Genomic DNA, 23019 nt, shown 5'->3' with positions numbered 1-23019 from the left:
TGCCTTGTGGGATGCGGCCAGGTGGGCGGTGCCATGACCGAGGTCAGGCGCCGCCGCCCACCGTGTCCACCAGTTCCGCCAGGGCGTCGGCCAGTTGCTCCAGGTCCGGTCCGGCCGGGCCGCCCGGTTCGGTCATGTAGGTGTCCCGGCGGATCTCGACCATCAGGGCGCTCACCCGCCGGTCCACGCCGTAGTGCGCGAGCGGTACGTAGGTCCCGCTGAACGGGCTGTCCAGGCCGACGTCGCCGCAGCGCGCGAACGCGGCCCGGGCCGCCTCGGTCAGCTCCGGCGGGGTGTGGAAGGGGTCCGTGCCGAGGCAGACGGCGGGGCGCGGACCGTCCTGGTGCAGCTCGTAGGGGAGCGGCTTCGCCGGATAGGAGTGCACGTCGATGACGACGGCCCGGCCGGTGGCGGCGAGGCGCCCGGCCACCGCCCGGGTCATCGCCTCCGCGTACGGCTCGAAGTACCGCCCGACCAGCGGGCCGGCGTCGGCGGGCTCGGGGCGCAGCGGCTCCCGGTGCGTGGTCCGGGTGTACACCGCGCCCATGCCCACGGCGAGCATCTCCTCCCGCTCGTCCGGGAACCGCTCCGGGTCCACGACCAGCCGGGAGAGCCGGTTGACGAACCGCCAGGGCCGCTGCCCCGCCAGTTCGGCGGCCCGTTCCGCGAGGGTGTCGGTGTGGGCGTCGGTGATGTGGTCCAGCTCCCGCGCCAGCGCCGCGTCGTCGAGGACGATTCCCGCGCGTACGTCGTCCGGTATCGCCCGCGCCGCGTGCGGGACATGGAGCAGCACGGGCGATCCGGCGGCGCCGGGCAGCGGGTCGAACGAGCGTGGGGTCACGGATCACTCCCGGAACGGGGCGGCGGATGGCGGTCGAGCAACTCACTCACCATTCTGCCGACTTGCTCCGTCTCGATCAGAAAGCCGTCGTGCCCGTACGCCGACTCGACCACCCGGACCCGGTCCGCCGAGGGGATCAGCTCGGCCAGCCGCTCCTGCTGGGCCAGGGGATAGAGCCGGTCGGAGTCCACCCCGGCGACCAGGGTGGGCGCGGTCACCCGGGCGAGCGCGACGCGCGTACCACCCCGTCCCCTACCTACGTCGTGGGCGTTCATCGCCTCGGTCAGCACGACGTAACTGGCCGCGTCGAAGCGGCGGTTCAGCTTGTCGGCGTGGTGGTCCAGGTAGGACGCCACCTGGTAGCGGCCGCCGTGGAAGGGGTCCTCCGCGCCCTGGGCGAGCCGTCCGAAGCGGGCCTGGAGTTCCGGTTCGGTGCGGTAGGTGACATGGGCGACACGGCGGGCGAGGCCGAGTCCGGCGAGCGGGCCGCGCCCGGTGTCGTGGTAGTCGCCGCCCTGCCAGTGCGGGTCGTCGCGGATGGCCCGGAGCTGGATGTCGGCCCAGGCCATGTGCTCCGCGCTCGCCTCCGCCGAGGTGGCGAGCAGCAGCAGGGCGCCCGTGCGCTCCGGGTGTGACACCGCCCACTCCACGGCGCGCATCCCGCCCATCGAGCCGCCGACGACCAGCGCCCACCGCTCGATCCCGAGCGCGTCCGCGAGGCCGGTCTCCGCCGCCACCTGGTCCCGCTGGGTCAGGAACGGGAACGCGCCGCCCCAGGGCCGCCCGGTGCCGGGCCGTGCGGAGGCCGGGCCGGTGCTGCCCTGGCAGCCGCCGAGCACGTTCGGCGCGACGACGAACCAGCGGCCGGTGTCCAGCGCCCGGCCGGGACCGACCAGCGCGTCCCACCAGCCCGGGGAGGGATGCCCGGGCTGCGCCGGGCCTGCCACATGGCTGTCCCCGGTCAGCGCGTGCAGCACCAGCACGGCGTTGGAGCGGTCCGGGGCGAGCCGCCCCCAGGTCTCGAACGCGAGCCGGACGCCGGGCAGTTCACCGCCCGCCTCCAACGGCAGCGGCGCCCTGGCCGCGTACCACTGCCGCCGTCCGGCCGGATCGCCCTCCCGCCAGGCGCCGGTGGCGGCCGACGGGAGGGCGTGGTCCGGCGTCGCCGGGACCGTGCTCAGGAGGCGCCCTTGGCCGCGCGGAACCCGGCCTCCAGGTCCGCCTTGAGGTCGGCCACGCTCTCCAGGCCCACCGAAAGCCGCACCAGACCCGGCGAGGTGCCCGTCGCCGCGAGCTGCTCCTCGTCCAGCTGGCTGTGGGTGGTGGAGGCGGGGTGGATGATCAGGCTGCGTACGTCACCGATGTTGGCGAGATGGCTGAACAGCTCCACCGCGTCCACGAACCGCTTGCCCGCCTCCACGCCGTCCCGCAGCTCGAAGGAGACGACGGCACCGGAGCCGCGCGGCAGGTACGTCCGCCCCGCCTCGTACCACCGGCTGGACTCGAGACCCGGGTAGTGGACGGCGGCCACCTCGTCGCGGCTCTCCAGCCACTCGGCCAGCGCGAGCGCGTTCGCGGAGTGCCGTTCGAGGCGCAGGCTCAGCGTCTCCACGCCCTGGAGCAGCAGGAACGCCGAGTGCGGGGAGAGCGCCGGGCCGAGGTCGCGCAGCAGCTGCACGCGCAGCTTGACCGCGAAGGCGCCGGGTCCGAGCGCGGGCCAGTAGCGCAGCCCGTGGTAGCTGGGGTCGGGCTCGGTGAAGTCCGGGAACCGCTCCGGGTGCGCGCCGAAGTCGAAGGTTCCGCCGTCCACCACCACGCCCGCGATGGTCGTGCCGTGCCCGCCGAGGAACTTGGTCGCGGAGTGGACCACGATGTCCGCGCCGTGCTCGATCGGCCGGAGCAGATAGGGGGTCGGCACCGTGTTGTCCACGATCAGCGGCACGCCTGCGTCGTGCGCCACGTCCGCGACCCCGCGTACGTCGAGCACGTTGCCGCGCGGATTGCCCAGCGTCTCCGCGAACAGGGCCTTGGTGTTCGGCCGGACCGCCGCCCGCCAGGCGTCCAGGTCGTCGGGGTCGTCCACGAACGACACCTCGATGCCGAGCCTCGGCAGGGTGTGCCGGAAGAGGTTGTAGGTGCCGCCGTACAGCGAGGTGCTGGAGACGAGGTGGTCGCCCGCGCCCGCCAGGGTCAGGATCGCCAGGGTCTCGGCGGCCTGCCCCGACGCCAGCGCGACGGCGGCGACCCCGCCCTCCAGGGCGGCCACGCGCTGCTCCAGGACGTCCTGGGTGGGGTTGTGGATGCGGGTGTAGATGTTGCCGGGCTCCGCGAGCGAGAACAGGTCGGCCGCGTGCCGGGTGTCCTCGAAGACGAAGGACGTCGTCTGGTAGATCGGCGTGGCCCGCGCCCCGGTCGCCGGGTCGGGCGCCGCCCCGGCGTGGATCTGCCGGGTCTCGAAGGACCAGGCCGAGGTGTCGGGTCCTGCGGGCGTCTCGTCGGGGGTGTGGCCTGCGGTGACCGAGTCGATGGGCTGGCTCATGGTGCTCCTCGTGCGGGTCGGGCGCGGACTCGCGACGAGACAAGCACGGGCGGTTCGCGCCGGACAGTCCGGCGTGAACCGTGACACGAGGACTTCATGTCCGTCACAGCGCCGCAACACGGGGCAATGCCGGAGAAGCACCGCCGACAGATAAGCACTGCCGACAGGTACGACCGTGCCCCGGCCGGAGAGCCCGGCCGGGGCACGATGGACCTACGCCTGGATCAGCTCAGGGACGCGAGCGTCGCGTTCCAGGTGGCCGACGGGCGCATGACCGCGTCCGCCTTGGCCGCGTCCGGCTTGTAGTAGCCGCCGATGTCGGCCGCGGAGCCCTGCACGGCGAGCAGCTCCTCGACGATCTTCTGCTCGTCGGCCGCGAGGGCCTCGGCGAACGGGGCGAACGCCTTCGCCAGGTCGGCGTCCTCGGTCTGCTTGGCCAGCTCCTGCGCCCAGTACAGGGACAGGTAGAAGTGGCTGCCGCGGTTGTCGATGCCGCCGACGCGACGGGTCGGGGACTTGTCCTCGTCGAGGAAGGTCGCCGTGGCGCGGTCGAGGGTGTCGGCGAGGACCTTGGCGCGGGTGTTGCCGGTGGTCGCCGCGTACTGCTCCAGGGCCGGGACGAGCGCGAAGAACTCGCCGAGGGAGTCCCAGCGCAGGTAGTTCTCCTTGACGAGCTGCTGGACGTGCTTGGGGGCGGAGCCGCCCGCGCCCGTCTCGAACAGGCCGCCGCCCGCCATCAGCGGGACGACCGACAGCATCTTGGCGCTGGTGCCCAGCTCCAGGATCGGGAAGAGGTCGGTGTTGTAGTCACGCAGCACGTTGCCGGTGACCGAGATGGTGTCCTCGCCGCGGCGGATGCGCTCCACCGACAGCTTGGCGGCCTCGACCGGGGCGAGGATCCGGATGTCCAGGCCCTCGGTGTCGTGGTCCTGGAGGTACTGCTCGACCTTGGCGATCAGGTTGGCGTCGTGGGCGCGCTCGGCGTCCAGCCAGAACACGGCCGGGTCGCCGGTGGCGCGGGCGCGGGTGACGGCCAGCTTGACCCAGTCGCGGATCGGGGCGTCCTTGGTCTGGCAGGCGCGGAAGATGTCGCCCGCGGCGACCGGCTGCTCGATGAGGACGTCGCCGGCGGCGTCGACCACGCGGACGGTGCCCGCGACCGGGACCTCGAAGGTCTTGTCGTGGGAGCCGTACTCCTCGGCCTTCTGCGCCATCAGGCCGACGTTCGGGACCGTGCCCATGGTGGACGGGTCGTAGGCGCCGTTCGCACGGCAGTCGTCGATGACGGCCTGGTAGACACCGGCGTAGGACGAGTCCGGGATCACCGCGAGGGTGTCGTGCTCCTGGCCGTCCGCGCCCCACATGTGGCCGGAGGTGCGGATCATCGCGGGCATGGAGGCGTCGACGATGACGTCCGAGGGGACGTGCAGGTTGGTGATGCCCTTGTCGGAGTCGACCATGGCGAGGGCCGGGCCCTCGGCCAGCTCGGCGTCGAAGGACGCCTTGATCTCGGCGCCCTCGGGCAGGCTCTCCAGGCCCTTGAGGATGCCGCCGAGGCCGTCGTTCGCGGACAGGCCGGCCGCCTTGAGCGTCTCGCCGTACTTCGCGAACGTCTTCGGGAAGAACGTGCGCACCACGTGACCGAAGATGATCGGGTCGGAGACCTTCATCATCGTGGCCTTGAGGTGCACCGAGAAGAGGACGCCCTCCTCCTTGGCGCGGGCGACCTGCGCGGCGAGGAACTTCTCCAGCTCGGCGACGTGCATGACGGAGGCGTCGACGACCTCGTCCTTGAGGACGGGTACGGACTCCTTCAGCACGGTGGTGGTGCCGTCCTCGGCGACCAGCTCGATACGGAGCGTGCCGTCCTCGGCGATGATCACGGACTTCTCGGTGGAGCGGAAGTCGTTCTCACCCATGGTGGCGACGTTAGTCCTGGACTCGGGGGTCCAGGCGCCCATGCGGTGCGGGTGGGTCTTGGCGTAGTTCTTCACCGAGGCGGGGGCGCGGCGGTCGGAGTTGCCCTCACGCAGGACCGGGTTCACGGCGGAACCCTTGATCTTGTCGTAGCGGGCGCGGACGTCGCGCTCCTCGTCGGTCTTCGGGTCCTCGGGGTAGTCCGGCAGGGCGTAGCCCTTGGCCTGCAGCTCGGCGACGGCGGCCTTGAGCTGCGGGATGGACGCCGAGACGTTCGGCAGCTTGACGATGTTGGCCGAGGGGGTCTTGGCCAGGTCGCCGAGCTCGGCCAGCGCGTCCGGGATGCGCTGGTCCTCGGCCAGGTACTCCGGGAAGACGGCGATGATGCGCCCGGCCAGAGAGATGTCGCGGGTGTCCACGGGCACACCGGCCTGAGCGGCGTACGCCTGGATCACCGGCAGGAACGAATGGGTCGCCAGGGCCGGCGCTTCGTCCGTGTAGGTGTAGATGATGGTCGAGTCAGTCACCGGGTGCTCCGCTCCACGTCTGCAACATTGCTCGACATCAAGATATCTCGTGACCGCACGCGCTTCGACAGGGGTCCGGCGGCGACCGCTCAGCGGCCGGTCCCGGTCATCTCCCGCTCGATCCAGCGGCAGATCACCTCGACGACGTACACGTGCTCGGCCCGCGTGAGATCCCGCCCCTTCCCGATCCCGTGGCAGCGCAGCAGGCAGGTGCGGCAGCAGGTGCCGGTGGCGTGCTGCGCGACGAAGACGGGGTGCCCCTTGTACGGGGTCTGCTTGCCGTCCTTGTACGGCTGCGCGGGCGCGAGCCGCTTGGCGATCAGGTCGTACGCGTGCCAGCGGATGGTGGCCGGACCCTTCAGCTCGGCGGTCGCCCGGTCCCGGCCGCGGAGGTGGAATTTGGCGCGGAACGGCTGCCGGGTGATCGAGTCGAGCCGGGCGTCCAGGGCGGCGGGGGAGGGCGGGGTGAAGGGCTGGGGGTCGGGGTCGGAATCATGCGAAGAAGTCATACTATTTCGAGCTTAACTCGGTGGTGTGCGCCGGTGGCGGGGCGTGCCACGATGAGCCGGTGAGTGATGAACGCCGGAACCTGCTCGTGGACAAGACGCCCCTGCCCGATGGCATCGAGGAGCGGCTGCGGGCCCAGCTCACCTTCCTGGTGGAGGTGGACCAGCTCAAGACCGTGCTGCGCCAGTCGCCCCTGGCCGCGGCGGACCGCCGCGAGAACGACGCCGAGCACTCGTGGCATCTGGCGATGATGGTCGCGGTCCTCGCCGAGCACTCCGACGAGCCCATCGACGTGGGCCACACCGTCGAACTGGTGCTGCTGCACGACCTCGTGGAGATCTACGCCGGTGACACCCCGCTGTACGACAGTGCCGGGGGCGTCGGCCAGCAGGAGCGGGAGGCGGTCGCGGCCGACGAACTCTTCCGGCTGCTCCCGGAGGACCAGGCCCGGCGGATGCGGGCCCTGTGGGACGAGTTCGAGGAGCGCGCCACTCCCGAGGCCAGGTTCGCCAAGGCGATGGACCGGCTCCAGCCGCTCCTGCTCAACTGGATGGCCCGCGGCGGCACCTGGCGCACTCCCGGCGTCACCGCCGACGACGTCCGGGCCCGCAAGGCGGTGATCGGAGAGGCTTCCGCCTCACTGTGGACGGCGGGCCGCCACCTCATCGACGAGGGCGAGCGGCGGGGCTGGTCGCGGAGTGAGCGGTCCGAGGGCTGAGCGGTTTGAGGGCTGAGCCGTCCGGTGGCTGAGCGGTCCGGTGGCGGCGCCCGGTCGACGGGGCGCCGCCACCTCGCTCACTGGTCGGCCAGGGCCGGGCCGGCGGACACGTCGGCGGCGCTCCGCTGATGCGGGATCAAAGGCGACCCCTGCTGGAGCGTCACCGTGCGGGCCGGGACCGGGATCGAGATGCCCTCCTCGCGGTAGCGGCGGTGGAGGCGCTTGATGAACTCGTGCTTGATGCGGAACTGGTCGCTGAACTCGCCGACGCCGAGGATGACCGTGAAGTCGATGCGGGACTCGCCGAAGGTGTGGAAGCGGATGGCCGCCTCGTGCTCGGGGAGCGCGCCGGTGATCTCGGTCATGACCTCGTCCACGACGTCGGCGGTCACGCGCTCGACGAACTCGAGGTCGGAGTCGTAGCCCACGCCCACCTGGACCAGCATCGTGAGCTGCTGCTCGGGGCGGGTGAAGTTGGTCATGTTGGTCTTGGCCAGTTGGCCGTTGGGGATGACCACGAGGTTGTTGGAGAGCTGGCGGACCGTCGTCTGACGCCAGTTGATGTCGACGACGTAGCCCTCCTCGCCGCTGCTGAGCCGGATGTAGTCGCCCGGCTGGACGGTCTTGGAGGCGAGGATGTGGATGCCCGCGAACAGGTTGGCCAGCGTGTCCTGGAGGGCCAGCGCGACGGCCAGACCACCGACACCCAGGGCGGTGAGCAGGGGCGCGATGGAGATACCGAGCGTCTGGAGCACCACCAGGAAGCCGATGGCGAGGACCAGGACCCGGGTGATGTTGACGAAGATCGTGGCCGAACCCGCCACGCCCGAGCGGGACTGGGTGACGGCGTGCACGAGGTTCGCGATCACCCGCGCCGCGGACAGGGTCACCACGAAGATGATCCAGACCTCGAGGGCCTGGTTCACGTTGTGCTGCGTGGTCTTGGTCAGCGGCAGCACCGCCGCGGCCGTCGCCGCGCCGCCCGCTATCGCCGCCCACGGCACCACCGTGCGCAGCGCGTCCACGATGACGTCGTCGCCGCTCCACTTGGTCCGCTTGGCGTGCTTGGCGAGCCAGCGCAGGACGGTACGGGACAGGAAGGCCAGCACCACACCGGCCGCCAGGGCGATCCCGGCGAGTACGAGGTCGTCCAGCGTCGCGTCACGGGTCAGCACATGGTTCACCGGCCGCCTCCCAGGGCCGACACGGCCGCGTGGAGCCTGAAGTGAAGTCTCGTCACGTTGTCACCTGCTCGAAGTCCGGGATGTGCCGTGGCGCGCCGCACGCCGTTCACCGGCGGGCGCGTTCGCCCGTCATCCTGCCGTATCCCGGAGGGCGTTCCGCACCGGGAGGGCGGAGCATGATCACTTACCCGGGGTAACTCGCCACCGCTCAGAGGTCGGTGTACGCACCGTGCCGTCCGGCACCCTCCGCGAACCGCCGCGCCCCGTGCAGCGCCTCGCCCAACACGTCCCGCCCGCCGAGCAGTTCGGCCCGCATCGCCGCCTCCTCCGGGCGTCCCTCCTGGTCGAGCACCGAGGCCCGGTCGGCACGCAGACAGTCCTGCGGGAAACGGGCGATGACGGCGGCCAACTCCTCGGCAGCCGCACGGGCCCGACCCCTCGGTACGACGCGGTCCGCAAGGCCGATCGCGTGCGCCTCGGCGGCCTCCACCGGGCGCCCGGTCAGGATCATGTCCAGCGCCCGTCCGGTGCCGATCAGCCGGGGCAGCCGTACCGTGCCGCCGTCGATCAGTGGCACGCCCCAGCGGCGGCAGAACACCCCGAACACCGCGTCCTCCTCGGCGACCCGGAGATCGCACCACAGCGCCAGCTCCAGCCCGCCCGCCACGGCGTGCCCGGCGACGGCCGCGACGACCGGCTTGGACAACCGCAGCCGGGTCGGGCCCATCGGCCCGTCCCCGTCCTCCTCGACCCGGTTGCCGCGCGGCGTGCCGATCCCCTTGAGGTCCGCGCCCGCGCAGAACGTGCCGCCCTCCCCCCACAGCACCGCCACCCGCGCGCCGTCGTCCGCCTCGAACGCCCGGAAGGCGTCGGCCAGTTCGGCGGCCGTCGGCCCGTCCACGGCGTTGCGGGCCCCGGGCCGGGACAGGACGACGGTGGTGACGAACCCCTTGCGCTCCACACGGACCGACATGGCTGTTCTCCTCCTCGCGGGGACCGGGAGGGCCACTGTGCCGCACGCCGGGGGCGGCGCGGAGCGTTTTGGATCACGCGCGGCCCGCGATCTGCTGCCTCCCGGGTCGGATCACGCGCGGCCCGCGATCTGCTGCCTCCCGGGTCGGATCGCGCGCGGCCCACGACTTGCGGCCCCCTGCCAGGTCGGATCGCGCGCGGCCCGCGACCCTGGGCCCCCGGGTCAGATCACCCGCAGCCGCACCAGCGCCCCCAGCGTCAGCGCGCCCGGCACCAGGGGGAGCCACACGGTGATCATGCGGTAGGCCAGGACCACCGCCGTCGCCAGGGCCGCCGGGCCGCCCGCCGCGACCAGGGCCACCACCAGAGCGGCCTCCACCGAGCCGATGCCGCCCGGGGTGGGCACGAGGGCCACCGCCGTGGTCGCGGCGAGATAGGCCAGGGCCGCGTGCGGGGCCGCGACCGGCAGGTCCAGCGCACGGCCCACTGCCACAAGCCCGGCCGCCTGGAGCGCGGGGAAGGCCAGCGCGCCGCCCCACAGGGCCAGCGCCCGCGCCGGGCGCCGGTGCACCGAGCGTGCCTCGCCGAGGGCCTCCCGCAGGAACCGGGCGACGGCCGAGCGCAGCCGCCGTACCAGGAACAGGGCGGCACCCGCCGCCGTCGCCAGGGCCGCACCGGCCAGCAGCAGGGGCAGGGCCGAGCCGTCGGGCAGGACGGGACGCAGGCGCAGCGCGTCCGGGAACGCGATCAGGAGCGCGGCCAGCAGACCGAGCCGCCCCACGCTCTCCGCCAGCAGATACAGCGCGAGCGCGGCCGAGGAGCGGGCGAGCGGCACCCCGCACACGGTCATGAAGCGCAGGTTCACCGCGCTCGCGCCGAGCCCGGTCGGCAGCAGATGGTTGGCCGCGCCCGCCGCGAACTGGGTCGCGAGCAGCCGCCGCTTCGGCAGTGGCCGCAGCACCGCGCCCTGCCGGGTGCACGCGGCCGCGACCCAGGTCAGACAGGTCGCCGCGCCCGCCACCAGCAGCCACGGCCAGGACGCGGTGCGCACCTGCCCGAACCCCTCGGCCAGCACCGAGCGGTGTCGCACCGCGACCACGGCGACCAGCACGAGCGGCACGAGACACAGCACGCGGCGGACGAGGACGTGGACACGGACGCGCCGCAGCGGCCGCGGGGGAGGAGAGGTCAGCGCCGTCACACCCGGGGAGCCTTCCCCCGGTGTCCCAACGGCGGGTGTCGGCGGGGCGGACGGCGGCCGGCGGTCGGGCAGCGGACGGGCGGGAGCGGGAGCGGTGACGGGTGCGGTCACGGGAGCGGTCATGGGGGGCAGCCTTCGCGGGAGCTTCGTGGGGAGTGGCATGGGGAGTGGCACGGGGACGGTGGAACGGGTGGGAAGACGCGAACTTTGACCTCAATAAAACTTGAGGTTCTACGGTGTTGTTCATGAGCATGGAGACCACCGCGTGGACACAGCTCCACAGCGTGCTGAACGCCCAGGAGCACCGCCCCCTCGCCCGCGCCACACTGCGCCGCATCGCCGCCTTCGCCCGCCCGCACCGCGCGGGCATCGCCCGCTTCGTGCTGCTCGGGATCGGCTCCGCGCTGCTCGCGGTGGCCACGCCGGTGCTCGCCGGGCGGGTCGTCGACGCCATCGTGGCGGGCCACGACTCGGGCACGGTGGTACGGCTCGCCCTGCTGATCGCACTCGTCGCCGTCGCGGAGGCCGGACTCGGCATCCTGGTCCGACGGCTGTCGGCGACCCTGGGGGAGGGCCTCATCCTCGATCTGCGCACCGCTGTCTTCGATCATGTGCAGCGGATGCCCGTCGCCTTCTTCACACGTACGCGTACGGGAGCGCTCGTCAGCCGACTCAACAACGACGTGATCGGCGCCCAGCGCGCCTTCGCCGGCACCCTGTCCGGCGTGGTCACCAACCTGGTCACCCTGCTGCTCACCCTCGCGGTCATGCTCGGCCTGTCCTGGCAGATCACCCTGCTCGCCCTCGCCCTGCTCCCGGTGTTCGTGCTGCCCGCCCGCCGCATGGGCCGCCGCATGGCCCTGATGCAGCGCGAGGCCGCGACGCTCAACGCGGCCATGGGCACCCGCATGACCGAGCGCTTCTCGGCACCCGGCGCCACGCTGGTGAAGCTGTTCGGCCGGCCGGAGGAGGAGTCGGCGCAGTTCGCGGCGCGCGCCCGCCGGGTCCGCGACATCGGGGTGCGCACCGCCACCGCGCAGTCGGTGTTCATCACCGCCCTCACCCTCGTCTCCGCCCTGGCCCTCGCGCTGGTCTACGGGCTCGGCGGCTGGTTCGCGCTGCACGGCACCCTGGAGGCGGGCGCCGTCGTCTCCCTCGCCCTGCTGATCACCCGGCTCTACGCCCCGCTGACCGCGCTCGCCGGAGCCCGCGTCGAGGTGATGAGCGCGCTGGTCAGCTTCGAGCGGGTCTTCGAGGTGCTCGACCTGAAGCCCCTCATCACCGAGAAGCCGGACGCGGCACCGGTGCCCGAGGGCCCGGTCGCGGTCGAGTTCGAGGACGTGAGCTTCGGCTACCCGGCCGCCGACCAGGTCTCCCTCGCCTCCCTGGAGGAGGTCGCCGCGCTCGACCGGCGGGGCGGCGCCGAGGTCCTGCACGGCATCTCCTTCCGCGCCGCACCCGGCGAGACGGTCGCCCTCGTCGGCTCCTCCGGCGCGGGCAAGTCCACCATCGCCCAACTGCTGCCGCGGCTGTACGACGTGGACGCCGGGGCCGTGCGTGTCGGCGGCACCGACGTGCGCGACCTGACCGGCGCCTCGCTGCGGGCCACCGTCGGCATGGTCACCCAGGACGGCCACCTCTTCCACGACACCGTCCGCGCCAACCTGCTCCTCGCGGCCCCGGACGCCACCGACGCCGACCTGTGGGACGCGCTCGGCCGGGCCCGCCTCGCCGAGGTCGTACGCTCGCTGCCCGACGGCCTGGACACCGTGGTCGGTGAACGCGGCTACCGACTCTCCGGCGGCGAACGCCAGCGCCTGACCATCGCCCGGCTGCTGCTCGCCCGTCAGCGCGTCGTCATCCTCGACGAGGCCACCGCACATCTGGACAACACCGCCGAGGCGGCCGTCCAGGAGGCCCTGACCGAGGCCCTGCGGGACCGCACCGCCGTGGTGATCGCCCACCGGCTCTCCACCGTGCGGGCCGCCGACCAGATCCTGGTGGTGGAGTCGGGACGGATCGTGGAACGGGGGACGCACGAGGAGCTGCTCGCGGCGGACGGCCGTTACGCCGAGCTGTACCGGACGCAGTTCGCGGCGCGGCGGGACGGGCGGGACGGCCGGGACGGGATGGAGGAGGCGGTGGCCTGACGGGCGGGACCGTCCCGTACGTCCCATACGACCCGTGGGCCGTCCAGCCCGGCCCGTGGGCCGTCCCGTACGACCGCCGCCGTCGCAGGTCTCGACGGCGGCGGTCGCAGTGGACCACCATTCCTCGGGCAAGGCCCGGTGCACCGGGCGCGTCGGGGGAGAGAGCAACGGTGATGAGCTCCACGGAACGGGCGCGGCAGACCGACCCCACCGCCCAACTCGCGGCGCACACAGCCCCGTTGCGCGTCCTCGCCGTGGACGACGAGGAACCCGCCCTCGAAGAGCTGCTGTATCTCCTCGGCGAGGACCCGCGCGTCGGCGACGTCCTGCCCGCCCTCGACGCCACCGAGGCGCTGCGCCTGCTCGGCCGGGCCGTCGAGGCCGGGCCCGAGGGCACCGGCGCGATCGACGTCGTCTTCCTCGACATCCACATGCCGGGCCTCAGCGGACTCGAACTCGCCCGGCTGCTGGGCGGGTTCGCGGCCCCGCCGCTCATCGTCTTCGTCACCGCGCACGAGGACTTCGCGCTGCGCGCCTTCGACCTCAAGGCCGTCGACTACCTTCTCAAGCCGCTGCGCGCCGAGCGGTTCGCGGAGGCGGTCCGCCGGGTGGCCGAGCTGACCCGCGCCGGACAGGGCCCGCGGCCGGCCGTGCCCGCAGCGCCGTCGGGCGGCGGCTCCGATCAAGTCCCCGTGGAACTGGGCGGGGTGACCCGGTTCGTGCCCGTCGCCGATATCGTCCATGCCGAGGCGCAGGGCGACTACGCCCGGCTGCACACCCCGTACGGCAGCCACCTCGTCCGCATTCCGCTGTCCACCCTGGAGGAGCAGTGGCGCCCGCACGGGTTCGTGCGCATCCACCGCAGCCACCTCGTGGCCCTCGGCCGCATCGAGGAACTGCGGCTGGACGGCGGGAATCTGACCGTCCGCGTCGGTGACCGCGTCCTCGCCGTCAGTCGCCGCAACGCCCGCGAACTGCGCGACCTGCTGGCCCGCCGCGCCACCCGCGCGGCCGACCGCCCCCGCTGACCCGGCGCCGCCTGTGGCGACCGTGTGCCGAACCGCGTCAGGTGGCTACCCCGCCGCTGACGTGCTGCGTACACTCGCCGCAACTAGCCGATCACCGGGGCCTCGGGGGTGCGTCATGGGTGCGGAGCCCGTCCCGCCGCGCCGTGAGGTGATCACGGGCAAGGCGATGACGCGCGCCGCTTCGGAGCCCACGCGTGTCGTCGAAAACCGCCCCGCCGTGCGTATGTTGATACGTCGTCAGATACGTGCCGCGCTCACCGTCACCGCCCTGCTCGCTCTCTTCCTCGGCCTGCTCCCCGTCCTCTTCCGCCTCCTGCCCGCCGCGGACAGTGCGGACGTCCCCCTCGCCGTATGGCTCGCCCTCGGTGTCGCGCCGTACCCCGCCCTGCTCGGCATCGGCGCCTGGTACGTCCGCCGTGCCGAGCGCAACGAGGGCGACGTGACCGGGCGTTGAACCAGACGTACGGAATCGCCGGGGTGTCGGCCGTGGTGCTCGCCACGGCTCTCGTCGGCGCGCTGGGCCTGCGCATCTCGCGGACCACCTCGGACTTCTACGTCGCCTCGCGCACCGTCGCCCCACGGCTCAACGCCTTCGCGGTGAGCGGTGAGTACCTCTCCGCCGCGTCCTTCCTCGGCATCGCCGGACTGGTCCTCGCGCAGGGCGTGGACATGCTCTGGTTCCCGATCGGCTACACGGCCGGGTTCCTCGTCCTGCTGGCCTACGTCGCCGCTCCGTTGCGCCGCTCCGGGGCGTACACGCTGCCCGACTTCGCCGAGGCACGGCTCGAGTCGCGGGCCGTGCGCCGGATCGCCGGAGTCCTCGTCGTCGGCATCGGCTGGCTCTATCTGCTGCCCCAACTGCGGGGCGCGGGGCTGACGTTGCGGCTGCTCACCGGGGCGCCCGGCTGGCTCGGCGGGCTGGTCGTCGCCGCCGTGGTGACGGCCGCGGTGGCCGCCGGGGGGATGCGGAGCATCACCTTCGTGCAGGCATTCCAGTACTGGCTGAAACTCACCGCCCTGCTGGTGCCGGTGGTGTTCCTGCTGCTCGCCTGGCGCTCCGACCACGCCCCGGCGCCGGTGTGGGACGACCGTCCGGTCTTCCACCGCTCCACCGAGGTCCGCGTGGACCACGCGCTGACCGTGACGGTGCGCGAGCCGGTCCGCGTCACCGGCGTCTCCGGGACCGTGGACGGCCGCACCCCGAAGGGCGGCACGCTCCGGCTCACCGAGGGCCGCCACCGGATCGGCGCGCACACGAACCTGCGTTTCCCGGCGGGCGCCCCCGTTCCGCTGCCCGACGGGGGAACCGCCGGGGCCGCCCCGTCGAGCTGGGCGCAACCGCAGTCCCCGCACCGCGAACAGCACGGCCTCTACGCCACCTACGGACTGATCCTCGCCACCTTCCTCGGCACCATGGGCCTGCCCCACGTCGTCGTGCGCTTCTACACCAACCCCGACGGCCGCGCGGCCCGCCGCACCACCCTGATCGTCCTCGGCGCGCTCGGCGCCTTCTACCTCCCGATGCCGCTCTACGGTGCGCTCGCCCGGCTCTACGCCCCCGACCTGCTGCTCACCGGCGACACCGACCTCGCGGTGCTCGTGCTGCCCCAGCGGCTGATCGGCGGGGTGGGCGGCGATCTGCTCGGCGCGCTGCTCGCGGGCGGCGCCTGCGCGGCCTTCCTCTCCACGGCCTCCGGACTCACCATGTCGGTGGCCGGGGTGCTCGCGCAGGACGTGCTCCCCGCCCTGGGGCTCAGGCACTTCAGGGCGGCCGTCGTCCCCGCCATCGCCGTGCCCGCCGCGGCCGGTGCCTTCGTCGGGGAACTGCCGGTGGCCGACGCGGTGGGCCTTGCCTTCGCCGTGTCCGCGTCCTCCTTCTGTCCGCTGCTGGTGCTCGGCATCTGGTGGCGCGGCCTCACCCCGCCCGGCGCGATCGCCGGACTGCTCCTCGGCGGCGGCTCGGCGCTCACCGCCGTCACCGCGACCATCGCCGGGGGCGCCCGCTCCGGCTGGCCGCACACCCTGCTCGCCTGGCCCGCCGTCTGGTCGGTGCCCGTCGGGTTCGCCGCGATGGTGCTGATCTCCCTGGCCACCCGCGACCGGGTGCCGCCCGGCACCGCCGCCACCATGGCCCGCCTCCATCTGCCGGAGAACTCCGGCCTGCCCGGGACGTCCGGCGCGGGCGGGTGACACCAGTGATCGCACCGACCTCGCCCCGGAGGCCCTCATGAGCGCGCTCGGCGTGCTGCTGCTCGCCGTCGCCGGACTCGCGCTGTTCGTCCTCGGCGCCGCCCTCGGCCATGTCGCCGTCCGCCGCCAGCAGGCGAACCCGGCCGGTCCCGGCACCCCCGTCGAACAGGCCACCTTCCACACCCTGCACACCGCCTCGCTCGCCGCGCCGCCCCTGCGCGCCGGGCTCACCCCGGACACCGCCCGCAAGGCCGCCCGGCGGCTGCGCCCGCTGCTCGGCACCGTCGCGCTCGCCCTCGCCGACGAGGGCACCGTGCTCGCCTGGGACGGCGCGGGCGACCACCACCGCGAGGCGACGGCGATGCTGCTCGCGCAGGTCGTACGCACCGGCCGTGAACAGAGCGTCGAACTGTCCTGCGCGCACGGCGGCTGCCCCGTGCGCCGGGGCGTCCTCGTCCCGCTGACCGTCGACGGCCGGGTCACCGGCGTACTCGCCGCCTTCGCCGGCCGCGAGGACGCCGTCCCGGTACGCGCGGCGCGGGAGGTCGCCCGCTGGGTGTCGGTGCAGCTCGAACTGGTCGACCTGGACCGGGCCCGCTCCAGCGCCATCGAGGCCGAGATCCGCGCCCTGCGCGCCCAGATCTCCCCGCACTTCATCTACAACTCGCTCGCGAGCATCGCCTCGTTCGTCCGCACCGACCCTGAGCGCGCCCGGGAACTCCTCCTGGAATTCGCGGACTTCACGCGCTACTCGTTCCGCAGGGACGGCGACTTCACCACGCTCGCCGAGGAGTTGCGCTCCATCGAGCAGTATCTGGAGCTGGCCCGGGCCCGCTTCGGCCGCCGGCTCGCGGTGACCCTGCGCATCGCCCCGGAGGTGCTGCCGGTCACCCTGCCGTTCCTGTGCCTCCAGCCGCTGGTGGAGAACGCGCTCAAGCACGGCCTCGCCGAGTCCGCCGAGCGCGCCCGCATCACGATCATCGCGGAGGACGAGGGCACCGAGGCCCGCGTCGTCATCGAGGACGACGGCGTCGGCATGGAACCCGAGCGGGCCCGCGCCGTCCTGCGCGGCACGGCGGGACCGGCCACCGGCATCGGCCTGAGCAACGTGGACCGCAGACTGCGCCAGGTGTACGGAGACCCGTACGGCCTGGTCGTCGAGACCGGCGTCGGCGCCGGTACGAAGATCACCGTACGGGTTCCCAAGTTCCGCCCGGCGCCGCGCCGGACGTGAGGGCCCGGTGCGGCGGACGGGTCAGGTCCAGCGGCCGTCGGAGCGGCGGCGCTCCTGCTGCTGGTGGTGGCTGTCGTGCGGCTGACCCTTCGCCTGCTTGGCGGCAGCCTCGGGGATCTGCGTGTGGTAGTAGAGCAGCTTGCCCTGGCCGCGCGCGCCGAGGCCGTGATGTCCCTTGACCGGAGAGTTCTTACGCATGACTCGGCTCCTCGGGGTGACGGCACCCGGAATTTCGTTAGATTCACGGTACGCCGCACCCGTACGGGTGGCGAGCGGGCGGCCGTTCGGGTGGTCGCGGGCAGGGGCGGGTTTCGAGGTGCGGGTCCGAAGGCTCGGTGCGACGCTGACTTGGTGCATACCTCTGAGCTGACTCCCGAGATCCGTGCCGCTCTGAGCGAGCGCCGTGCGTACCCCGCCATCACGATGGTGATGCCGACCGATCCGGACTTCCCCTTCAGCGAGAAGGACCGCATCCTCCTGCGCGACCTGGTGACCGAGGCCAAGCGCCGCCTCGCGGACGACCCCGAGGTGGCGCGGGACACGCGCCTTGAGCTGCGGGACCACCTGCTGGAGCCCGCGGTGATCGAGCGCGTCGCCGACCCCTTCCACCCGGACGACGCCATGGTCGTCTACCTGGCCGCCGACGAGCCGGTCCAGGTCTGGCAGATGACCTCCCTCGCGCCCGTGCAGCCGCGCGTCGAGTTCGCGGAGTCGTTCCTGACGCGCTATCTGGACGCGGCCGAACAGCGCTCCCGGCCCTTCCTCGTCCTGGTCCTCGACCAGGAGATGTGCCGCCTCTACCACGGAGCGGTCCGGCGCCTGACGCAGGTCGAGCACCACGGCTTCCCCTGTCCGCCGGAGATCCCCTCGCCCGAGGACGCGCTCCCCGGCGCGATCCCGCACTCCGCGCCCTACGAGGGACACCGGGAGCGGGTCGAGCAGTATCTGCGCCGGGTGGACCGCAAGCTGGGCGAGGCGCTGGAGGAGCACCGGGACGTGCCGCTGTTCGTCATCGGCGGCGACAAGATCCTCTCCGCGTTCCGCGACGTGACCACGCACGGCAACGCGGTCGCGGGCACGCTCCAGCTCACCGGCATGGACAAGGACCGCCCGCAGGACCTGATGAAGCGCCTGGAGCCCGTGCTCGACGAGTTCCGTGCCAGGCAGGTCGCCGAAGCGGTGGGCGAGCTGAACGAGGCGCGGGGACAGGGCAAGTACGCGGGCGGGCCGCTGGAGGTGTGGACCGCCGTCGCGGACAAGCGGGTGCAGCGGCTGATCGTGGAGGAGGGGCTCTACCTCGCGGGCCGCGTCACCGAGGACGGCCGGGTCCTTGAGCTGGCCGAGGTGCCCAAGCCGGTCACCCTGCCGGAGCCCAAGCCGGACGTGACGCCCCCGCCGCACACCATCGGCGTGGCCACCGACATCGTGGAACAGCTGGTGGACCGGGCGATCGCCGCCGACTCCCATGTGCTGTTCGTGCCCGACGGCACGCTGGCGGAGGCGGGCGGGGTGGCGGCGCTGCTGCGGTACTGAGCCGGGCCGCGCGCTTCAGGCGGGCATGTCCTTCTTCTCGCCGCCCGCCTCGGCCGTGTCCTTCGCCCTGCCGACGGTCCCGGACGTGCTCTTCGCCCTGCCGACCGTCTCGGACGTGTCGCCCTTCTCGCCGCCCGCCCCCTCGCGGGCGGCGAGCACCGTCTCCCGGAACGACGCGACCACCGCCCGCAGATCGACCCGGTGCCACACCGCCCACAGCCGAACGGACATGTCCAGCCAGGGCAGTTCGCGCACCGTCACCCCGGCCGCTTCCCCGCGCACCATGCTCCGCTGGACCAGCGCGAGGCCGAGCCCGGAGGCCACCAGGCCGAGCGCGGTGAGCGGTTCGGCGGCCTCCAGGCGGATGTCGGGGGCGAACCCGGAAGCCGCGCACGCGGCGATGAACTCGTCCCGCCAGGCCGGGCGGAGGCTGTTCTCCACCGCGATCCACGGCTGCCCCTCCAGATCGGCGGGCGTGATCTCCGCGAGGTCCGCCACCGGGTGCCCGCTCGGCACCGCGAGGAGCAGGGGATCGTCGAGGAGCAGCGCGCCGCGCAGATCGGGGTCGTCCCCGGTGGGCGGCTCGGACACGAGGGCGATGTCCAGACTGCGGCGGCGCAGCCCCTCGAACTGCTCGGCCGTGGGGTGGTTGTAGAGCGCGACGTGGATGCCCGGGCGCTCGTCGTGCAGTTCCCGGAGCGCGCGCGGGAGGACCCCGGTGTGCATGGCGTCGGTCGCGTACCCGATGCACAGGCCGCCCTCCTCGCCGCGTCCGAGCCTGCGGCCCAGGTTCTCCAGGCGGTCGGCGTGCAGCAGCAGCGCCCGTGCCTCGGAGAGGAAGACCCGGCCGTCGGCGGTGAGCCGGATGCGCTGCTGGCTGCGCTCGAACAGGGTCAGGCCGAGGGTCTTCTCCAGCTGGGCGATCTGCCGGCTGAGCGGTGACTGGGAGATGTGCAGGCGTTCGGCGGCGCGGCCGACGTGTTCCGTCTCCGCGACGGTCACGAAGTACCGGAGCTGGCGCAGATCGAGCATGTAAGACCTCGGGGGACTCAAGTGTGTCCAAGCAAGTCTTGGACAGTCTCAAGCATCGATCCTAACCTCGACAGAGCAAGAACGGCAGAACCCGCGAGAACGGCGAAAATCTCCGTAACGCGGGATGAAAGCTGCCAGACCCACGCGAAAAGGATCGATGCTACTCATGGGTATCAAGTCTCTCCTCCCCGGCCGGCTCGGCTTCGGCACCGCCCCGCTGGGCAACATGTTCCGCGCCATCCCCGACGAGGAGGCCGCGGCCACCGTCGCCGCCGCCTGGGACCACGGCATCCGCTACTTCGACACCGCCCCCTTCTACGGCGCCGGGCTCTCCGAGCTGCGCCTCGGCGAGGCCCTGGCCGACCGCCCGCGTGACGCGTACGTGCTGAGCACCAAGGTCGGCCGCGTGATCCACGACGACGTGGAGGACCCGGCCGCGCGCGAGCTGGGCGAGAAGGGCGGCCTCTTCGAGCACGGCCGTCCCAACCGGATGACCGACGACTACACCGCCGACGCCACCCTGCGCTCCATCGAGGACAGCCTGAAGCGGCTGCGCACCGACCACCTCGACATCGTCTGGGTGCACGACATCGCCCAGGACTTCCACGGCGACGAGTGGCTCGCCCGCTTCGAGACCGCCCGCACCGGCGCCTTCCGTGTCCTCCAGAAGCTCCGCGACGAGGGCGTCATCAAGGCGTGGGGCCTCGGCGTCAACAAGGTCGAGCCGATCGAGCTGACCCTCGACCTGGACGAGCCCCGCCCCGACGCCTTCCTGCTGGCCGGGCGCTACACCCTGCTCGACCACGACCGCGCCCTCCAGCGGCTGCTCCCGGCCGCCGTCGAGCAGGGCGTGGACATGGTCGTCGGCGGTCCGTACAGCTCCGGCATCCTCGCGGGCGGCACCCACTTCGAGTACCAGCAGGCCCCGCAGGCGATCATCGACAAGGTCGAGCGGATCAAGGCCCTCGCCGCGAAGCACGGCGTCAGCGTCAAGGCGGCCGCGCTCGGCTTCGCCCTGGCCCACCCGGCGACCGCCGCCGTGGTCCCCGGCGCCACCCGGCCCAGCCGCATCGCCGAGGACACGGCCGCCCTGCGCGAGAACGTCCCGGCCGCCTTCTGGTCCGACCTGCGCGCGGAGGGGCTGATCTCCGCAGACGCCCCGGTGCCGACGGTCTGACCCGCACCGGGCCCGTACTCACGGCCTGATCCGCATCGCGCCCGTACCCACCGTCCGAGTCACCCCGGACCCACGGCCCGGCTCCGTATCCACCCACCCCCCACCCGGAAAGCACCATGGCAAGCACCAGCGCGTCCCTCCACGTCCCCCACACCCCCGACCACGTCTGGCGGCTCATCGGCGGCTTCGGCTCGCTGCCCGACTGGCTCCCCTACATCCCGCAGAGCGAGCTGACCGAGGGCGGCCGCGTCCGCAGGCTGACCAACGCCGAGGGCGAGACCATCGTCGAACGCCTGCACGCCTTCGACGACGAGGCCCGCAGCTACACCTACGCGATCCTCGACGCCCCCTTCCCGGTCACCGGCTACCTCTCCACCCTGACCGTCCACGCCACGGCCGACCCCGACGCCGCGCGGATCGAATGGTCGGGCACCTTCACCCCCGACGGCGTCACCCCGGCCGAGGCGGAAGCCCTGTTCCAGGGCATCTACCGCGAGGGCCTGGCCGCGCTGGAGCAGACGCTGCGCACCGGCGCCTGACCCCGCCCGTCGCGGGACGGTACGGCACCGGGACGACGGTCGCGTCCGCACCCCGGTGCCGTACCGCTCCCGCACACGCGTGCCCCACCCGGCCCAAGGCCCCGACTCGCCTGCGGTGGAAGGCCCGTTGCGGGGTCCAAGGCGGGCGGTCGGGCTCTACGATTGGCCCGTCGCCGTGTCGCCCGAGGCGCGCCACGGCACAGCCACGTCCACGTGGCCTCTCGTGGAGGGAGCGCAGTGTCGAATCACCGGCCGGCCGACCATCCGGTGGCCGACGGCCCCGACCGGGCCGTCCGGTTCCGCTCCGGCGCGGGCGGCGGCCACGGCCCGCTGCCGCACGGCGTGGACCATCCGGTGCTGACCGAGGTGCTGCGCCAACTGCTGGAGCGCGACCGGCGCACGGCGGGCCGGCCGATCGCGTACTACGAGGACAGTCCCTGAGGTGGCCCATCACCCGGAGGGGGAAACGGCGGACCCGCACGCCTCGGCGCCCTGGCCGCACCGACTGCTGGACGTGCCCGCCCTCCGCCGCGCCGGAACCGCCCCGGTCCCGCTGCGCCAGTTCGTCCTGAAGCTCAACAGCCGCTGCAACCTCCTCTGTTCGTACTGCTACGTCTACAACGCGGCCGACGCCTCCTGGCGCGACCGCCCCCCGAGGGTCACCCCGCAGGTGCTGGCCCGCAGCGCCGAGCGGATCGGTGAGCACGTCGCCGCCCACGGACTGCGCGACATCCGGGTCGAACTGCACGGCGGGGAACCCCTGTTGGGTGGCGTCGACACCGCGCTCCGGCAGGTCTCCGAGGTGCGGTCCGCCGTACGCGCGGCCGCCGGGGCCGACTGCGAGGTCCGGGTCGGCGTGCAGACCAACGGCACGCTGCTGACCGCCGACACCGTACGGCGCCTCGCGGACGCCGGAGTCCGCATCGGCGTCAGCCTCGACGGCGGGCGCCCCGAGCACAACAAGCGGCGGGTCGACCACGCGGGCCGCCCCGCCTGGCCCGCCGCCACCCGGGGCCTCGCCCTGCTCGCCCAGCGCCCCGAGGCGTACGCGGGCATCCTGTGCACCATCGACCTGGACCAGGACCCCGACGAGATCTACGACTCCCTGATGGAGTTCCGGCCCGCCGCCCTCGATCTGCTGCTGCCGCACGCCAATTGGGCGCATCCACCCCCGGGGAAGGGTCCTTCCAGCGCCGGTGCCGCGCCCTACGGGCAGTGGCTCGCCCGCGTCTTCGACCGCTGGTTCGACGGCGGCCGGCACCGCACCGGGATCAGGATCTTCACCGAGATCATCGGTCTGCTGGTCGGCTTCCCGAGCAGCGCCGAGGCCGTCGGACTCTCCCCGGTGGCCGCCGTGCTGGTGGAGACGGACGGCGCCATCGAGCAGGTGGACTCCCTCAAGGCCGCCTATTCCAGGGCCCCTTCGACCGGCCTGAGCGTCTTCGACGACAGCTTCGACGACGTGCTGGAGCATCCCGGCATCGTGGCACGGCAGTTGGGGGAGGAGGCACTCTCCGACGAATGTCTGCGCTGCCCGTTGATGCGGGTCTGCGGCGGCGGTCACTACGCCCACCGCTACCGCCCCGGCAGCGGCTTCCGCAACCCTTCCGTCTACTGCGCCGATCTCGCCCTGCTCATCCGGCACATCGCGGGACGAATCGAACCGGTTCTCCGCTCCGGTCCCCTCCTGCCCGATTGAACCCCTTTCCATTGCATAGGAGGTGAAGCCG

The 23019-nt window shown here is 73.0% G+C and carries 21 protein-coding genes; 11 read left to right on the top strand and 10 right to left on the bottom strand.

The window, feature by feature from the left end:
- Positions 1–43: 43 nt before the first annotated feature.
- The 5 genes from AB0E91_RS00605 to AB0E91_RS00585 form a co-directional block, all read right to left on the bottom strand.
- Positions 44–841, bottom strand: coding sequence for an N-formylglutamate amidohydrolase (locus tag AB0E91_RS00605; RefSeq protein ID WP_361772983.1), 798 nt, complete (start codon positions 839–841; stop codon positions 44–46).
- The gene (locus tag AB0E91_RS00600) at positions 838–2022 is read right to left on the bottom strand and encodes a homoserine O-acetyltransferase (RefSeq protein ID WP_361775059.1); all 1185 of its coding nucleotides are present in this window, start codon (positions 2020–2022) and stop codon (positions 838–840) included. The genes AB0E91_RS00605 and AB0E91_RS00600 overlap by 4 nt, the downstream gene beginning before the upstream one ends.
- Positions 2019–3380: a bifunctional o-acetylhomoserine/o-acetylserine sulfhydrylase gene (locus tag AB0E91_RS00595; protein WP_361772980.1), complete on the bottom strand. Its 1362-nt coding sequence runs from the start codon at positions 3378–3380 to the stop codon at positions 2019–2021. Before AB0E91_RS00595 ends, AB0E91_RS00600 begins: the two co-directional genes overlap by 4 nt.
- 224 nt (positions 3381–3604) lie before the next feature.
- Positions 3605–5824 carry an NADP-dependent isocitrate dehydrogenase gene (locus AB0E91_RS00590; RefSeq protein ID WP_361772977.1) on the bottom strand — a complete coding sequence of 740 codons (2220 nt, stop codon included), beginning with the start codon at positions 5822–5824 and terminating at the stop codon, positions 3605–3607.
- Positions 5825–5913: 89 nt separating this feature from the next.
- Positions 5914–6333 (bottom strand): DUF4186 domain-containing protein, encoded by a 420-nt coding sequence (locus tag AB0E91_RS00585; protein WP_361772974.1) that lies wholly within the window; start codon positions 6331–6333, stop codon positions 5914–5916.
- 59 nt (positions 6334–6392) lie between these two features.
- Between AB0E91_RS00585 and AB0E91_RS00580 the strand changes: the two genes are divergently transcribed.
- A complete protein-coding gene (locus AB0E91_RS00580) occupies positions 6393–7049 on the top strand; it encodes an HD domain-containing protein (RefSeq protein ID WP_361772971.1) in 657 nt (218 codons plus the stop codon).
- Positions 7050–7126: 77 nt separating this feature from the next.
- On the opposite strand, the gene AB0E91_RS00575 is transcribed toward AB0E91_RS00580, so the two are convergent.
- From AB0E91_RS00575 to AB0E91_RS00565, 3 genes are all read right to left on the bottom strand, one after another.
- Positions 7127–8221, bottom strand: coding sequence for a mechanosensitive ion channel family protein (locus tag AB0E91_RS00575; protein ID WP_361775056.1), 1095 nt, complete (start codon positions 8219–8221; stop codon positions 7127–7129).
- A gap of 220 nt (positions 8222–8441) precedes the next feature.
- The gene (locus AB0E91_RS00570; protein ID WP_361772968.1) at positions 8442–9206 is read right to left on the bottom strand and encodes a crotonase/enoyl-CoA hydratase family protein; all 765 of its coding nucleotides are present in this window, start codon (positions 9204–9206) and stop codon (positions 8442–8444) included.
- A gap of 222 nt (positions 9207–9428) precedes the next feature.
- Complete coding sequence (locus AB0E91_RS00565; protein ID WP_361775053.1) at positions 9429–10406, bottom strand: lysylphosphatidylglycerol synthase domain-containing protein; 978 nt, start codon at positions 10404–10406, stop codon at positions 9429–9431.
- A 251-nt stretch (positions 10407–10657) separates the two neighbouring features.
- On the opposite strand from AB0E91_RS00565, the gene AB0E91_RS00560 reads away from it, so the two are divergent.
- The 5 genes from AB0E91_RS00560 to AB0E91_RS00540 all read left to right on the top strand — a co-directional run bounded on the left by AB0E91_RS00560 (position 10658) and on the right by AB0E91_RS00540 (position 17008).
- On the top strand, positions 10658–12556 hold the full coding sequence (locus AB0E91_RS00560; RefSeq protein ID WP_361775050.1) for an ABC transporter ATP-binding protein: 1899 nt from the start codon (positions 10658–10660) through the stop codon (positions 12554–12556).
- A gap of 173 nt (positions 12557–12729) precedes the next feature.
- Complete coding sequence (locus AB0E91_RS00555; RefSeq protein ID WP_361772965.1) at positions 12730–13584, top strand: LytTR family DNA-binding domain-containing protein; 855 nt, start codon at positions 12730–12732, stop codon at positions 13582–13584.
- Positions 13585–13801: 217 nt separating this feature from the next.
- Positions 13802–14038: a hypothetical protein gene (locus AB0E91_RS00550; RefSeq protein ID WP_361772962.1), complete on the top strand. Its 237-nt coding sequence runs from the start codon at positions 13802–13804 to the stop codon at positions 14036–14038.
- Entirely contained in the window at positions 14035–15774 is a 1740-nt protein-coding gene (locus AB0E91_RS00545) for a cation acetate symporter (RefSeq protein WP_361772959.1), read from the top strand. Before AB0E91_RS00550 ends, AB0E91_RS00545 begins: the two co-directional genes overlap by 4 nt.
- 37 nt (positions 15775–15811) lie before the next feature.
- Positions 15812–17008: a histidine kinase gene (locus AB0E91_RS00540; protein ID WP_361772956.1), complete on the top strand. Its 1197-nt coding sequence runs from the start codon at positions 15812–15814 to the stop codon at positions 17006–17008.
- 21 nt (positions 17009–17029) lie between these two features.
- On the opposite strand, the gene AB0E91_RS00535 is transcribed toward AB0E91_RS00540, so the two are convergent.
- Entirely contained in the window at positions 17030–17206 is a 177-nt protein-coding gene (locus tag AB0E91_RS00535) for a hypothetical protein (RefSeq protein ID WP_361772953.1), read from the bottom strand.
- Between the two features lie 153 nt (positions 17207–17359).
- Here AB0E91_RS00535 and AB0E91_RS00530 point away from each other — a divergent pair, with 153 nt between their 5' ends.
- The gene (locus AB0E91_RS00530) at positions 17360–18541 is read left to right on the top strand and encodes a hypothetical protein (protein ID WP_361772950.1); all 1182 of its coding nucleotides are present in this window, start codon (positions 17360–17362) and stop codon (positions 18539–18541) included.
- 15 nt (positions 18542–18556) lie between these two features.
- On the opposite strand, the gene AB0E91_RS00525 is transcribed toward AB0E91_RS00530, so the two are convergent.
- On the bottom strand, positions 18557–19573 hold the full coding sequence (locus tag AB0E91_RS00525) for a LysR substrate-binding domain-containing protein (protein WP_361772947.1): 1017 nt from the start codon (positions 19571–19573) through the stop codon (positions 18557–18559).
- 166 nt (positions 19574–19739) lie between these two features.
- Between AB0E91_RS00525 and AB0E91_RS00520 the strand changes: the two genes are divergently transcribed.
- The 4 genes from AB0E91_RS00520 (at position 19740) to AB0E91_RS00505 (ending at position 22988) form a co-directional block, all read left to right on the top strand.
- Entirely contained in the window at positions 19740–20750 is a 1011-nt protein-coding gene (locus AB0E91_RS00520) for an aldo/keto reductase (RefSeq protein WP_361772944.1), read from the top strand.
- Between the two features lie 116 nt (positions 20751–20866).
- Positions 20867–21289, top strand: coding sequence for an SRPBCC family protein (locus AB0E91_RS00515; protein ID WP_361772941.1), 423 nt, complete (start codon positions 20867–20869; stop codon positions 21287–21289).
- Positions 21290–21526: 237 nt separating this feature from the next.
- The gene (locus tag AB0E91_RS00510) at positions 21527–21730 is read left to right on the top strand and encodes a hypothetical protein (protein WP_361109909.1); all 204 of its coding nucleotides are present in this window, start codon (positions 21527–21529) and stop codon (positions 21728–21730) included.
- Between the two features lies 1 nt (position 21731).
- A complete protein-coding gene (locus tag AB0E91_RS00505; RefSeq protein ID WP_361772938.1) occupies positions 21732–22988 on the top strand; it encodes an FxsB family cyclophane-forming radical SAM/SPASM peptide maturase in 1257 nt (418 codons plus the stop codon).
- The last annotated feature ends 31 nt before the right edge of the window (positions 22989–23019 follow it).

Source organism: Streptomyces sp. NPDC026659 (assembly GCF_040638245.1).
Classification (GTDB): Bacteria; Actinomycetota; Actinomycetes; order Streptomycetales; family Streptomycetaceae; genus Streptomyces.
This window is presented reverse-complemented; position numbering and strand designations above follow the sequence as displayed.